Annotated in this window: 10 protein-coding genes; 7 read left to right on the top strand and 3 right to left on the bottom strand. The window is 37.4% G+C overall.

Going from position 1 to position 14,739, the window contains the following annotated elements; translation table 11 throughout:
- The first annotated feature begins 76 nt into the window (after positions 1-76).
- The 3 genes from OZP07_RS19730 to dgt all read left to right on the top strand — a co-directional run bounded on the left by OZP07_RS19730 (position 77) and on the right by dgt (position 2,544).
- Positions 77-538 carry an Lrp/AsnC family transcriptional regulator gene (locus OZP07_RS19730; protein ID WP_281636443.1) on the top strand — a complete coding sequence of 154 codons (462 nt, stop codon included), beginning with the start codon at positions 77-79 and terminating at the stop codon, positions 536-538.
- Between the two features lie 129 nt (positions 539-667).
- Entirely contained in the window at positions 668-1,138 is a 471-nt protein-coding gene (locus tag OZP07_RS19725) for an RDD family protein (protein WP_281636442.1), read from the top strand.
- 68 nt (positions 1,139-1,206) lie between these two features.
- A complete protein-coding gene (gene dgt / locus OZP07_RS19720) occupies positions 1,207-2,544 on the top strand; it encodes a dGTP triphosphohydrolase (protein WP_281638491.1) in 1,338 nt (445 codons plus the stop codon).
- Positions 2,545-2,598: 54 nt separating this feature from the next.
- Here the strand turns inward: dgt and OZP07_RS19715 are convergent, their stop codons facing one another.
- Both OZP07_RS19715 and OZP07_RS19710 read right to left on the bottom strand, forming a co-directional pair.
- The gene (locus tag OZP07_RS19715) at positions 2,599-3,615 is read right to left on the bottom strand and encodes a DUF3078 domain-containing protein (RefSeq protein ID WP_281636441.1); all 1,017 of its coding nucleotides are present in this window, start codon (positions 3,613-3,615) and stop codon (positions 2,599-2,601) included.
- Positions 3,616-3,654: 39 nt separating this feature from the next.
- Positions 3,655-5,436: a 1-deoxy-D-xylulose-5-phosphate synthase gene (locus OZP07_RS19710; RefSeq protein WP_281636440.1), complete on the bottom strand. Its 1,782-nt coding sequence runs from the start codon at positions 5,434-5,436 to the stop codon at positions 3,655-3,657.
- 252 nt (positions 5,437-5,688) lie between these two features.
- Here OZP07_RS19710 and OZP07_RS19705 point away from each other — a divergent pair, with 252 nt between their 5' ends.
- Positions 5,689-6,738, top strand: coding sequence for a Fic family protein (locus OZP07_RS19705; RefSeq protein ID WP_281636439.1), 1,050 nt, complete (start codon positions 5,689-5,691; stop codon positions 6,736-6,738).
- Between the two features lie 16 nt (positions 6,739-6,754).
- Here OZP07_RS19705 and OZP07_RS19700 read toward each other — a convergent pair whose 3' ends face one another.
- On the bottom strand, positions 6,755-7,672 hold the full coding sequence (locus tag OZP07_RS19700) for a hypothetical protein (protein ID WP_281636438.1): 918 nt from the start codon (positions 7,670-7,672) through the stop codon (positions 6,755-6,757).
- 114 nt (positions 7,673-7,786) lie between these two features.
- On the opposite strand from OZP07_RS19700, the gene OZP07_RS19695 reads away from it, so the two are divergent.
- From OZP07_RS19695 to OZP07_RS19685, 3 genes are all read left to right on the top strand, one after another.
- A complete protein-coding gene (locus OZP07_RS19695) occupies positions 7,787-7,987 on the top strand; it encodes a hypothetical protein (RefSeq protein WP_281636437.1) in 201 nt (66 codons plus the stop codon).
- A gap of 15 nt (positions 7,988-8,002) precedes the next feature.
- Positions 8,003-8,446 carry a nucleoside deaminase gene (locus OZP07_RS19690; protein WP_281636436.1) on the top strand — a complete coding sequence of 148 codons (444 nt, stop codon included), beginning with the start codon at positions 8,003-8,005 and terminating at the stop codon, positions 8,444-8,446.
- Positions 8,447-8,775: 329 nt separating this feature from the next.
- On the top strand, positions 8,776-14,457 hold the full coding sequence (locus OZP07_RS19685; RefSeq protein WP_281636435.1) for an alpha-2-macroglobulin family protein: 5,682 nt from the start codon (positions 8,776-8,778) through the stop codon (positions 14,455-14,457).
- The last annotated feature ends 282 nt before the right edge of the window (positions 14,458-14,739 follow it).

The raw sequence follows: 14,739 nt of genomic DNA, 5'->3' as shown, positions 1-14,739 counted from the left end.
AAATGTATATATGCTAATTTTTAGTAATTAATTTTGATTAGGACTGCATTTTTCATCTTTAACCGTAAAAAAAACTATGGACACTATTGACAGTATCGATTTACAAATCCTGAAACACCTGCAGGAAGACTCCAATATCAACATAAAAGAGCTGGCTGGTAAATTATTTCTCACCGTAACACCCGTTTATGAACGCATCAAAAGGCTCGAACGCGATGGTTATATCATGAAATACGTAGCATTATTGGACAAGAAAAAACTAAATCTCGGAATGACCGTTTTTTGCAATGTCCGCCTAAAAGAACACGCCAAAAACGTCGGAAGCAATTTTGTAAAAGACATCGTGGCGCTTCCCGAAATCATCGAATGCTATAACATTGCCGGCGATTATGATTTTATGCTAAAAATTTTGGTCGAAGATATGTCTAGTTATCAGGATTTTGTAATGAACAAACTCTCCACTATCGAGAATATCGGCAATACACAAAGCGTTTTTGTAATGGGCGAAATCAAGCACAGTACGGCATTGGCAATTTGATTAATTATGTGGTCGGGCTATCTGCGCTACTTCGGTAGCCTGCTTTTATCCCTCACGCGGGCGACTTTGAAAGTATTTGTTGCTAAAATTTTAAAATAAAATGTATTTTTGATTTCAAGCAAAATTTAAATGGAAGAATTTAGAATCAAAAAATATTTGTTGGCATCAAAGCCAAAGCGATTTTTAAATTGGGTTATAGACAGTTTAATAAAGTTAATTATTTTGAGATTGGTGGTTACTTCTTTAAATTCTTCAACGATTTCAAATGAAATAAACTCATTAGATATGATTGGAAGATATTTGTTTTGGAGTTCTATTAGTTTTCTGTATTACGGACTTACAGAGGTTTTTCTTTCTCGTTCCCTCGCCAAATATTTAACCAGAACGATTGTTGTTATGGCAGATGGCTCAAAACCTAGTCCTATGACTATCTTGACTCGAACTATACTGCGTATTTTTCCTTTTGAACCATTAACTTTTTTAAGAGGACGTACTTTAGGTTTGCATGATGAAAATTCCGGAACTTTTGTTGTCATAAAATCTAAACTGGAACAGCAAAAGAATGAACATCTAGCATTGTTATCTTTAGAAAAATCTTAAAATAAAATGTATTTTTGATGTTTTGGATTCATCAATCTAAAATCACCAATTTAAAATCTAAAATCACAATGAACTGGGAACAATTATTATCACTAAAAAGACAGGGAGACACAGGCAAAAGGCTTAGAATCGAACAGGACGAAACCCGTTTAGGCTTTGAAGTCGATTATGACCGAATCATATTTTCCTCTGCTTTTAGAAGTTTACAGGACAAAACACAGGTGATTCCGCTTTCCAAAACCGATTTTGTACATACCCGATTGACACACAGTTTGGAGGTTTCGGTAGTCGGGCGTTCCTTGGGGCGATTAGTTGGAAAAAAAATACTTGAAAAATACCCATATTTACAGGAAGTTCACGGTTACCAGATGAATGATTTTGGAGCTATAGTGGCAGCGGCATCTTTGGCACATGATATTGGGAATCCTCCTTTTGGACATTCGGGAGAAAAAGCTATTGGTGAATATTTTTCGATTGGAAAAGGATTAAAATACAAAGACCAGTTGTCTGCCAAAGAATGGCAGGATTTAATAGATTTTGAAGGAAATGCCAATGGATTTTCGGTATTGAACAGTTCCCGTCCCGGCGTTGATGGCGGAATCAGGCTTTCTTACGCCACACTTGGCGCTTTTATGAAATACCCAAAAGAAAGTCTGCCCAAAAAACCAACAAAAAACATAGCCGATAAAAAATACGGTTTTTTTCAAACCGATAAAATATTCTTTCAGGAAGTCGCTTCCGAAATGGGGATGATTCCCAATAAAACAGGAGATGATATTGGTTTTGAAAGACATCCGCTTGCGTATCTTGTAGAAGCTGCCGATGATATCTGTTACACGATAATTGATTTTGAAGATGGAATCAATTTAGGTTTGGTTTCCGAGGATTTTGCTTTAGAATATTTAATCAAATTGGTAAAAGACAGCATTGATACTTCAAAGTACAAAACATTGGAAACCAAAGAAGACCGAATCAGTTATCTGCGCGCTTTGGCAATCGGGAGTTTAATCAATGATGCGGTAAAAGTTTTTATCGAAAATGAAGAAGCTATCATGAACGGAGAATTTCCTTTTGCCTTGACCGATAAAAGCAAATATAAGGCTCAGATGGATGATATTATTAAGATTAGTATCAAGAATATTTATCAGAGCCGCGAAGTCGTGGAAAAGGAAATAGTCGGATACCAGATTATTCAAACGCTGTTGGATAAATTTGTAACGGCTTTCAATAATAAGTACGAAGGAAAAATGTCTAATTATGACAATCTGATATTGAAAATGCTGCCTGAAAAACATCATTTGGAGAAAGAAAATCTATATGAAAGACTGCTTCATATCTGCCATTTCGTTTCAATGCTGACAGATGGAAATGCCTTGTTGTTTTATAGAACAATCAACGCTTATTAAAGTTTTATAGTTTTTATAAAGGCAGAAGAGAGCCATTTTAGGTTCTCTTCTGTTTTAAAAAGCATATTCCAATCCGATTCCCAGTACTTGTTTTAGCTGTACTTTAGGTCCTTCGTTAATTTTCACGCCATTTTCTTCTTTAATGACATCAATATCTTCATCATAAACTAAATTGAAGCCAATGTTTGCTTTTACATAGTCATTTACTTTTAAATCGGCCAAAGCCTGCCAATCAACATCAATATTGCCAAAATTATGAAGGTAATCCGTGTATAAGATTAAGCGGTTTTTTAGGTAAATATTGTTAAAAATTTCTCTTTCAAAAGAACAGGTTGCCAAGATACCAAGCTCTGTTTTGGAGCGCTGTCCATTTTCGATTAAAATTCCTTGTGCATCATAAACAGCTTTTTTTACACCGTATGCACCTTGATCCGCTAAGGTTTGGTCGAGGACAAGCGTGCTTTTTAAAGTTAAAGGTGATAGATAAAGATTTAATTTCTCTTTTTTAAGAATGTATTCCGATCCTGCTCCCAAGAAAATATAAGCAGGAGCAAATGGTCTCGATATTGGATTTGTGGTATTTGGATACTTATAACCGTTGGTAAATTGGGTGTTGAAGTTGAATTTTGCTGAGTGATACCAATTCGAAGTGGGGTTATATCTATATCCATAAGTAGAATTGAGTTTAAAAACATCATCTGTTTTTCTAAGTTCAGTTCCTTCTTGTTTGTTCATTCCATATCTGAAAATAAGTTCATTGGCCCAAACTTGATTATCATCTTTATAATCTCTTTTTAATTGGCCTCTTATTAAGCCTGTTATAGCGCTTGTTCCCCCAGCACTCCAGTTGACAAATGCCATTTCTGAAATATCTGTGCCCAATATGGTTTTGTTTGTCCAATTGGAAATAGTGTCGGGTATGGCCGTAATGATGGCTGTAGACGGTGAGATGTTTTTTTTAGGTTTTACATTGGTAGTGTCAGCAACACTAGTAACTATTTTGATTTGAGTAAAACTGTGTGTGGAAAAAAACAGAAATAAGACTATAAAAAATTTAGTTAAAGTGGTCATAGTAGGATAGTGGTATTTTGTGGCGCAAATTAATTAATTTCAATAACTTGAGAAAACTATTTCTAAACTATCAACGGAAATACTGCAATATTGTTGCAGCTCATCAATTGATCCTTGTTCGATAAAGATATCTGGAATTCCCAAAACCTTTATTTTGGAAGAATAATGATACATTGCTGCAAATTCCAGAATTGCGCTTCCGAAACCACCTTTAGTTACGCCATCTTCAATGGTTATAACGGTTTCGAATTGATCAAAAATGGTATGCAGTTCGTTTTCATCCAATGGTTTGATAAAAGCAAAATCATAATGAGCAAATTTCTCCCGATGCTTTATTTTGGCCAAAGCCAAAGTAACATTGTTGCCAATTGCTCCGGCAGATAATACCGCAATTTTTGTGCCACTTTTTAAAATTTTAGCCTTTCCTATTTCAATTTGTTGATATTTGCCAAAATGTAGATTCTTCCAATCACTGATAACGCCTCTGCCTCGTGGATAACGAATAGCAATAGGATGTCTCAATCCTAATTGTGCGGTGTATAAAATGTTTTGTAGTTCAATTTCATTTAGCGGCGCATAAACAATCATGTTGGGAATGCATCGTAAATATGCCAAGTCGAAAACGCCGTGATGCGTCGCGCCGTCTTCGCCAACCAAACCGGCTCTGTCCAAGCAAAAAATAACGGGTAAATTTTGTAAAGCCACATCGTGTATCACCTGATCGTAGGCGCGTTGTAGGAAAGTAGAATAAATATTGCAATACACAATCATTCCCTGTGTGGCCATTCCGGCGGATAATGTTACGGCGTGCTGTTCTGCAATTCCAACATCAAAGGCACGTTTCGGGAAAGCGTCCATCATGAATTTTAGTGAACTTCCGGAAGGCATTGCTGGAGTTATTCCAACTATTTTTTCGTTCTTTTTGGCCAAATCCAAAATGGTCAGACCAAAAACATCTTGGTATTTTGGAGGTAAATGTTCTTCGTGTTTCGGGATAATTTCGCCTGTTGTGGCATCAAATTTACCTGGCGCATGATATTTCACCTGATTTTCTTCTGCCTGTTGAAGTCCTTTGCCTTTGGTGGTGATAAGGTGCAAGAATTTTGGTCCTTTTATTTTTTGCAGGCGTTTAAGTTCTTTTATTACTGCAAAAATATCATTTCCATCAATTGGTCCCGAATAATTGAAATTCAGTGACCGAATCATATTATTTTGCTTCGGATTTTTTCCTTCTTTTACTGAAGTAAGATATTTTTTGAGAGCACCAACGCTCGGATCAATTCCGATGGCGTTGTCATTAAGAATAACTAACAAGTTAGCATCGGTAACACCGGCATGATTCAGCCCTTCGAAAGCCATTCCTGAAGCAATTGAAGCATCACCGATTACGGCTATATGTTGTTTTTCGAAATCACCTTTCAAATTCGAAGCAATCGCCATTCCTAAAACTGCTGATATGGAAGTGGAAGAATGGCCTACGCCAAAAGTGTCGTAAATACTTTCGCTTCTCCTTGGGAAACCCGAAATGCCTTTCAGTTGACGGTTAGTATGAAAAATGGTTCTTCTCTCAGTCAATATTTTATGTCCGTAGGCTTGGTGACCAACATCCCAAACCAATAAATCTTCAGGAGTGTTGAAAACATAATGCAAAGCAATAGTCAATTCGACCACACCCAAGCTGGCGCCAAGATGGCCTTCTTTGGTAGCAACAATATTGATGATAAAATCCCTTAATTCCTGTGCCAATTGCGGAAGTTGCGCTTCGTCAAGCTGGCGTAAATCGGTTGGGGAGTAGATATGTTCGAGTAAATTGCTTTTCATTATTATTTAAAAAGCGAATTTACGGTTTTAAATTTAAAGTTTTATAGCCACTACCCGAGCGATAGCGAATTGGCGAAGCAATTCACTAATAATTATTCATTCGTGAATTTGTGGCAAAAGAAATGAGGCAATTATTTGTTTTATTTGCCTCAAAAAATCACTATATTTGAGGCGAATAATCTATTTAATCGCCTCATGAACTACAATTGGCAACTTCCGAATTGGCCTAAATTTATATTTAACGATTCCGTTTTGAACTCTTTATGTGTGGATTTTGCATTGGAAACAGGCGAATTAAAAGGTCTTGTAGATTCATTGTCAGGTGAGGTTCAACAGGAAACGATTTTACAGTTTATGATTGCAGAGGCGATTAAAACTTCGGAGATAGAAGGGGAATTTTATAGCAGACAGGATGTAATGTCTTCGATTAAGAAAAACTTAGGGATGACGGAGGCGATAGGTCAAATTAGAGACAAAAATGCCCAAGGTATCGGAAAACTGATGGTGGAGGTTCGAAATTCCTATGCTGAAAAATTGACCGAGATTACCATTAAGGATTGGCATGCCACTCTTATGGAATTTTCTAAGCATATTAGCGTAGGAGAGTATAGATCAGGAAGTGAGTCAATGCAGATTGTTTCTGGTTCTTTTGGCAAAGAAATTATCCATTTTGAAGCGCCTCCTTCCAATGAAGTACCTTCCGAAATGGAGAAATTCATTAATTGGTATAATGATTTTGAAATAAAACCAACTGATATTAAAAATGTACTGATCAAAACTTCGATATCGCATCTTTATTTTGAAAGTATTCACCCTTTTGAAGACGGAAACGGAAGAATTGGGAGGGCTATTGCCGAAAAATGTCTTTCGGAGTCTTTGAACCGACCTGTATTGATGAGTATTTCAAGTACTATCGAACAAAATAAAAAACAATACTATGATTCCCTGAAACAGGCGCAACTAACCCTCGAAATTACGGATTGGATTTTATATTTTTCCACATTGATTTTGGAATCTCAAAAAAGCGCCAAACAAACGGTACTTTTTACATTGAACAAAACAAAATTTATGGACAAGTTCAAAAGTCAGATGAACGAAAGACAAGCAAAGGCCGTTTTGAAAATGTTTGAAAACGGAGTTTCTGGTTTTGAAGGAGGCATGACAGCCATAAAATATGTTTCCATCACAAAAACCTCAAGAGCAACCGCCACAAGAGATTTGCAGGATTTGACCGAAAAAAGTATTTTAATTCCAAAAGGTGGAGGGAGAAGTGTATCTTATGATTTGAATTTAGGGTACTAGAGTTTTAAAACTTAGATTAATCATTTTTAAATTTGGAAATTCGTTCAAGCTTGATAGTGTCAATCTTGGGGATAATTTTGGTTCTAAAAAAAGATTTTTTAATAGTGTCCGATTTGATTGTAACAAATAATTGAAATTTGCAATTCTTTTTTTTTCCATTTTCTTCACCAGGATACCATTTTTTTGAGTCGCTTAATATTCTTATGAGTTCTTCTTTTGTACCGAATCCTAAATCCTTTGAGACATTTATTGAATCTAATTTGCCGTTTTTCGCAATGACAAAAGTAGCAATCAATGTGTCATTTAGATGTTTTGATTTTTTTGAAAAATTAAAATTTTCTTTGATGTATTTATTGAAGTTTTTTATTCCTCCAAGGTATTCAGGATATATACTAAATCCGATGCCTCCATATATTGTATTGTCTTCATAAATAATAGGAATTTCAGTTGCACTAGTTTTGGTTGTGGTAGTGATCGATTTTTTAATTTGAGGTTTAATTTGTGTATTATTTAAAGTCTTTTTCTTATTAGGTGTCGGTTCTTTAGTGATAGTGCCTTTTACTTCGAAAGAGTCTTCAACGACTTCGATTTTTTCAATCTTTTGCTTGTTTCCGTTTTTATCGGCACAGCTAAATAAAGTCGTTCCCATTGCTACAAATAAAGCCAATAAAAACATTTTGTGATATTGTGTTTGTGAAAATAATATCCGATTTGGGATTTGAATAGTTAAAGAATCCAATTGTGATTTTTTAAATCTTCCGCAAACGTTGGTATGTTGCAGAAAATAAGCTTGAATTTCTTCGGGTAATTTATTGGTAAAATCAACAACATTTTTGGAACAGCTACCGCAAAAACGACCATTTTTATTTGGTGTCATTTTATTCCAATCCTCTTGGCAAGGTTCGGGAATTGTGATTTTATATTTTCTTTCCATATGCTGTGTTTATGATTTTAAAAGTAATAAAAATTCATTCAAAAGTGTATTTTTGTTTTATGATAAACATTTTCACCTAAGAATATTTATAACTTTGAAGTAAATCAGGACAGTATGAATGTAGAAGTACAACGTAGAAATATTCTTAAGAATAATGATATTTATACCTATTCGACAGATGGGAAACCATTAACAACCACAGCATATAAAAATCATTTGGATGATATAATCAAGCTTTCGGATGCGGGAGAAGTTGGTTATACCACTGAAGAAGCCAGAAAAAAGATTGTACATCCTAAAAATTTCAAATTATAGTTTTTTAAAAAATTCATGATAAACATTTTCACCGACGAATATTTTATGAAAAAAGCTTTGCAGGAAGCCGAAATGGCTTTCGAGAAAGGCGAAATTCCTGTGGGTGCCGTTGTGGTGGTGAATAACACTGTCATTGCCCGAAGCCATAATTTAACTGAATTACTCAATGACGTTACCGCCCACGCCGAAATGCAGGCCATAACCGCATCGGCGAATTATCTCGGCGGAAAATACCTGAAAGACTGCACGCTTTACGTTACGTTGGAACCCTGCCAAATGTGTGCCGGTGCTTTATATTGGAGCCAAATTGCCAAAATTGTTTATGGTGCAAGCGACGATCATCGTGGTTTTGAGAAAATGGGAACTAAACTGCATCCTAAAACCGTTGTCATTAGCGGGGTTATGGCCGATGAAGCTTCGGAATTGATGAAAAGGTTTTTCGCTGAGAGAAGGAAGTAAAACTTTTAGCAAAACGAGATTAAAGATTTCTTGCTAAGCTTTTTCTAAATATAATTCTCGCAAAGGCGCGAAGACGCAAAGAAATCCCATTATGACTTTGCGTCTTCGCGTCTTTGCGAGAAAAAACCAAGGTTTAGTATGTTTATATTATGCATGATGCAGTAAAATTAACTTTAAAAAGCACCTCCAAAAAATAATTTTCGCGCAAAGAATTTTCTTCTTAAAATTATATACATTTACTACAATATTGTACCGGTTTTGCAGTTATGATTTTTAACTGTGAGCCGTTGCCATAGTCTTCGTTCGTAACCCATTAACTCTCAATAAAAGTGAAAACAAAAGGATTAATTTACGTGTTTTGTGTGTTTTTTTTGTTTCAGGCGTGTGGTAGAAAATCAGCCTCCGATTTTAATTCCGATTTTTCATTATTTAAAGAGTATATAGTCAGTTTTACGGGGGGAATTGTCTCGGCGCAATCGGATATTCGTGTGGTTTTGGCTTTTGACAATAATAATTGGAAAGTCAATCAGACTTTGGATAGCGATTTATTTGATATTTCTCCAAGTGTTGACGGAAAAGTCGTGGCACTTTCGAGCAATACGATTGCTTTTATACCCGATAAAAAGTTGGATTCGGGTACGGAATATCAAGTGACTTTGCATTTGGACAAATTGAATCCGAAAGTGGCCGAAAAGAATAAGGAACTTTCTAATTTCAATTTCACGATAAAAACCATTAAGCAGGATTTTATTGTCAATACACTCGATGTTCAGTCCTACAGCAAAGAATATCAATATTTGAATTGTGTTTTGAAAACCGCGGATAATATGGATTTTGAAACCGCCAAAAAGTTGGTGGAAGCGGAGCATAATGGAAAAGATTTACATTTGATTTTTGAGAAATCGAATGCAGTTGGAAAAGAATTTAAATTCAGAATTGACAGTATTCAGCGATTGGATTCTCCAAGCAATCTTGAGATTAACTTTGATGGGACTGATTATGATATGGACCAAAAAGGAACTATCGATTTCCCGATTACGGCTCTGAATGAATTCAAAGTTTTAAAAACCGAATTGCAGGAGGGAAATAACCAAATGTTGTCGATCAATTTTTCGGAACCGTTGGAAAAAGGGCAGGATTTCAAGGGCTTGGTGGCAATTCAAAACACCAATAATTTAAAGTTTTCGACCCAAGGAAATGTGTTGAAGGTTTATTTTAACAATGAAAAAGCCGTAGAGAAACCTGTTGAAGTGGCTCCTGAAGTCGTGGCTGTAACCGAAACATCGACCGTTGCAGTTGATACAGCTAGTGTTCCTCAGGACACGGCTTCGGTTGCAGAACCTGAAGAAGTTGTTACGGTTGCCGAACCTGAGCCCGTTGCTGTCGTTTCTCAAAAACTTACAGGTGAATTATTATTGGAAGTTTTTCAGGGAATCGAAAGTGAATATGGCAAAAAGCTAAATGAAAATTATTCGGAGAAGATTTCATTTGACGAAATAAAACCGAACGTTCGTTTCATCAAAAACGGAACAATTCTGCCAAGTTCGAGCAATTTAAAACTCAATTTTGAAGCGGTAAATCTTCGGGCTGTTGATGTAAAAGTGTTTAAGATTTACAAAAACAACATTCTTCAGTTTCTGCAGGATAACGAATTAAACGGTACCCGAAATCTGAAAAGAGTGGGTCAGCCAATTGCAAAATCAACGCTTACTCTTAACGAAGGGAATTTAGTCAATTCAAGTAAATGGAACACTTTTGCTTTGGATTTATCCAAAATTATAAGTCCGGAACCGGGTGCGATTTACAGAGTGGAGTTCTCGTATAAAAAGGCTTATTCGTTATACAAATGTCAAAATTCAGAAGCTGATGACAGTGAAAATGAGGAAGAAGAAGTCGATGAGAAAGACGTGAATTATAGTCAAAATGCCTACGACGATTACTATTATGAAGATTATGATTGGAGAGAAAGCCAAGATCCCTGCACGAATTCCTATTATTACAATGCTAGAATCGGAACTAATATTTTGGCGTCCGATGTTGGGGTTATCGCCAAAAGAGGCGAAAACAAATCGTATTTATTTGCGGTAAGCAACATCATTACAACCGAACCGATTGCCAACGCGAGAGTGGATTTGTACAGTTTTCAGCAACAAAAATTAGGAACCGTAGCGACAAGCAGTGAAGGGATTGCAAGTTTTCAGTTGGATACATTTGCCTATTTTGCGATTGTCACTTACGGAACGCAGTCAACTTATGTTCGACTTGATGACGGAAATTCGTTGTCGGTGAGTAATTTTAATGTGTCCGGTGAAACTTTGCAAAAAGGTCTCAAAGGTTTTATCTATGGAGAACGCGGGGTTTGGAGACCGGGAGATAATTTGTATTTGTCCTTTATTTTGAACGATGCTTCGAATAAACTTCCGTTGGGACATCCGATTAAATTCAGATTGAGTGATCCTAACGGAAAAGTCACTTATCAGACGGTCCAAAAAACAAATGAATGGAATCATTATGCTTTTACAGTTCCCACAGAAGCTGATGCGCCTACTGGAAATTGGGAAGCAATGGTCAGTGTCGGCGGTGCCAAGTTTTACAAAAGCATCAAAATCGAAACTATCAAACCGAATCGTTTGAAAATTAAAAATACGTTCAAAAGAGCGATGCTTTCGTCTTCGTATCCAAACACAAGTAATCTAGAAGTGACGTGGCTTCACGGTGCCGTGGCCAAAAATTTGAATGTCGAAATGCAGGCTAAATTTTCGCCACAAACAACAACTTTTAAGAATTACGAGAAATATACTTTTGACGATTTGGTACGTCAATTTAGTACCGAAGAAATTACTGTTTTTTCGGGTAAATTGGATGCCAACGGAAAAGCAAGTACGGCTATAAACCCCAAAATACAGGGTGTTTCACCGGGTATGCTCAAAGCTTCGTTTATCACAAAAGTATATGAGGAAGGTGGTGATTTCAGTACCGATGTTATTTCGACAGCCTATTCCCCGTTCAATACTTATGTGGGGATTAAATCGCCGGAACTCAGCAAATACGGGATGCTTGAAACCCGTAAAGTGAATCAGTTTGATATTGTCACCGTCGATGAAAACGGACGTCCAAAGTCGGTTAAAAATCTCGAAGTGAAAATCTATAAGGTTGAATGGCGTTGGTGGTGGGATGCGTCAAGCGATAATTTGTCCAATTATAATTCGGATAACGCCACGACTTCGTATAAAACTTTTAGAATTAATACCGATGCCAACGGAAGAGGAGCGGTACGATTTGCATTGACTGATGAAGAATGGGGGCGTTATTTAATTAGGGTTTCGGATGAGGTTGGCGGACACGCAACAGCTTTGACAGTAAACATTGATTGGCCGGTTTGGTCGGGAAAAACGAGAAACACTGATGCTTCAACGGCCAATATGTTGGTTTTTTCTACTGACAAAGAAAAATATGCCGTGGGAGAAAATGCCCAAATTTCTTTCCCTTCGAGTGAAGGAGGACGCGCTTTTATTTCTATCGAAAATGGCTCAAAAGTAGTGCAAACTCTTTGGGCGAAGACCCAAAAAGGAGAGACGAAAGTGACCATTCCGATTACGGCTTCGATGGCTCCGAATGTGTATTTCAATATTACGCTTTTGCAACCGCACGCTTCGACTAAGAACGATTCTCCTATCAGAATGTATGGAATTGTGCCTATTGAAGTGGTGGACAAAAACACGATACTTACGCCAAAATTATCGATGCCGGATGTATTGCGTCCTGAACAATCATTTGCCCTAAAAGTGAGTGAACAGTCCGGCAGGGAAATGACTTATACCATTGCGATTGTCGATGAAGGGTTATTGGATTTGACTCGTTTTAAAGCACCAAATGCGTGGGACAGTTTTTATGTCCGAGAAGCTTTGGGAGTAAAAACTTGGGATATTTACGATGATGTGATTGGGGCTTACGGCGGAAGAGTGAATCAGGTTTTTAGCATTGGAGGTGATCAGGATTTGGGTGGCGGAAAAGCCAAAAAAGCCAACCGATTTAAACCTGTTGTGATTTATATGGGACCTTTTAAATTGGAAAAAGGACAAACCAAAACGCATCAAATAAAATTGCCGAAATATATCGGTTCTGTAAAAACGATGGTGGTGGCCGGAGATGCGACTACGAGTGCTTATGGAAGCGTCGAAAAAGCAACCCCTGTCCGTAGTCCGTTGATGGTTTTGGCTTCATTGCCAAGAAAAATTTCTCCATCGGAAAAAGTGACGATTCCGGTTACAGTTTTTGCAATGGAAAAAAACATCAAGAATGTTACGGTTCAGGTTAAAGCCAATAACGGATTAAAAGTGATTGGCAGTGCTGTTCAAAGAGTATCATTTGCACAGCCGGATGAAAAAATGGCTTATTTTAATTTGGCTGTTGGTTCAGTGACGGGGATTGGTAAAGTGCAGATTGTGGCCACTTCGGGCAAGGAGAAATCGGTTTATGATGTGGAAATCGATATGACCAATCCGAATCCGGTGACCAATACATTTACCGATGTGATTTTAGAACCAAACAGTTCCAAAACTATTTCTTGGAAACCATTTGGCGTTGCGGGAAGCAATAAGGCAAAATTAGAAATTTCGTCGATGCCGACCATCAATTTGAACGGACGATTACAGTATCTCATTCAGTATCCCCACGGTTGTGTCGAGCAAACGACATCGTCTGTTTTTCCGCAATTGTATCTGAATGATATTGCCGATTTGGATGCCATGCGCAAAGGTTTAATTCAAAAAAATATTACTGCCGGAATTACTAGGCTTGGAAGTTTTCAGTTGTCAAATGGTGGAATTTCATATTGGCAAGGAGGAACCGTTGCCGATGATTGGGGAACTTCCTATGCCGGCCACTTTATGATTGAAGCGGAGAAAAAAGGTTACTTTTTGCCAATTAATTTTAAAACCAAATGGATTTCGTATCAACAAAAAGAAGCCAAGCAATGGCGATTTATGCCGAGTTACGGAAATGATTTGGCGCAGGCCTACCGTTTATATACTTTGGCTTTGGCCGGAGTTCCTGATTTAGCTTCGATGAACAGATTGCGCGAGACGAAAGGGATTTCGAACGAAAGTAAATTACGTCTGGCGGTGGCTTATGTGTTGGCCGGACAAAAATCGGCGGGTCAGACCTTATTCTTGAACAGTAAAATAGAAGACGATTCCAATTACAACTATTACTATTATGGTTCAGCCGACAGGAATCGGGCGATGGCTCTGGAAACGATGTTGTTGCTTGGGCAAAAGCAAAATGCATTTGCAATGGCGATAAAATTAGCCAAAGCTATGTCAAGCGACCAATGGATGAGTACGCAGACTACGGCTTATTGTTTGTATGCGATGGCTAAATTCTCAGTGAGTAATGGTGCCAAAGGAATCGATATTCAGTTTGGAAAAGACGGAAAAATGCAGGCAATTAAAACGATGAAAACAATCGCCGACAGAAGTCTGACTGTCACAGCGGGACTAAACAGTGTAACCTTAAAAAACAACAGAAAAAACAGATTGTTCGTCCGATTACTGAACACCGGAATTCTTCCAATTGGGCAGGAAAATGTGGTACAAAGCAATGTTTCGGCTTCCATAGTTTTCAAAAATAGAAAAGGCGGAGTTATCAATGTATCGAAAATTAATCAGGGAACCGAGTTCGTTGCTGAGGTTACAGTTCGAAATCAAAAGAACGAACACGTCGAAAATGTGGCGTTGTCTCAGATTTTGCCTTCGGGATTCGAAATTGTGAATACCCGTTTCACAGATTATGGTGATGCAACCAACAATTTTGCCGATTATATTGATATCCGGGACGATAGAACTAATTTCTATTTTGGATTGAAAGCCGGTGAAGCAAAAACGTTCAGAATATTGCTGAATGCCTCTTATTTGGGAACGTATTATTTACCGGGACTGCAATGTGAGGCGATGTATGACAATACGTTTTTGGCAAGAACTAAAGGGTTTTGGGTTCAGGTGGTGAAGTAGGAATTCCGTTGAATTTTGGGCCACGGATGACACGGATGGAACGGATTTTAAACGGATAGAATTTTTAAAAAAATCTGCGTAAATCTGCGAAATCTGCGTGCCACATTTTTTACACAATTTTGTCATTCCGACGCAGGAGGAATCTCCGTTAGAAGCTCGACAAAGATTGGGGATTTTGATTGCGGAATCACTTGCGGAGATTCCTCGTACCTCGGAATGACAAACTTTACGGATAATATATTGTCTAAAATATATAAATTTTGACAGTTTTCCGAACACTTG

Origin of the sequence: Flavobacterium marginilacus (assembly GCF_026870155.1) — a bacterium.
GTDB lineage: Bacteria > Bacteroidota > Bacteroidia > Flavobacteriales > Flavobacteriaceae > Flavobacterium > Flavobacterium marginilacus.
The sequence above is the reverse complement of the archived record's forward strand: the minus strand, read 5'-3'. Positions and strand labels throughout refer to the sequence as shown.

Bases quoted from the DNA above. Each gene is read 5' to 3' on its own strand.
- OZP07_RS19730 (WP_281636443.1), top strand. From the start codon at position 77: ATGGACACTATTGACAGTATCGATTTACAAATCCTGAAACACCTGCAG.
- OZP07_RS19725 (WP_281636442.1), top strand. From the start codon at position 668: ATGGAAGAATTTAGAATCAAAAAATATTTGTTGGCATCAAAGCCAAAG.
- OZP07_RS19695 (WP_281636437.1), top strand. From the start codon at position 7,787: ATGAATGTAGAAGTACAACGTAGAAATATTCTTAAGAATAATGATATT.
- OZP07_RS19710 (WP_281636440.1), bottom strand. From the start codon at position 5,436: ATGAAAAGCAATTTACTCGAACATATCTACTCCCCAACCGATTTACGC.
- dgt (WP_281638491.1), top strand. From the start codon at position 1,207: ATGAACTGGGAACAATTATTATCACTAAAAAGACAGGGAGACACAGGC.
- OZP07_RS19690 (WP_281636436.1), top strand. From the start codon at position 8,003: ATGATAAACATTTTCACCGACGAATATTTTATGAAAAAAGCTTTGCAG.
- OZP07_RS19700 (WP_281636438.1), bottom strand. From the start codon at position 7,672: ATGGAAAGAAAATATAAAATCACAATTCCCGAACCTTGCCAAGAGGAT.
- OZP07_RS19715 (WP_281636441.1), bottom strand. From the start codon at position 3,615: ATGACCACTTTAACTAAATTTTTTATAGTCTTATTTCTGTTTTTTTCC.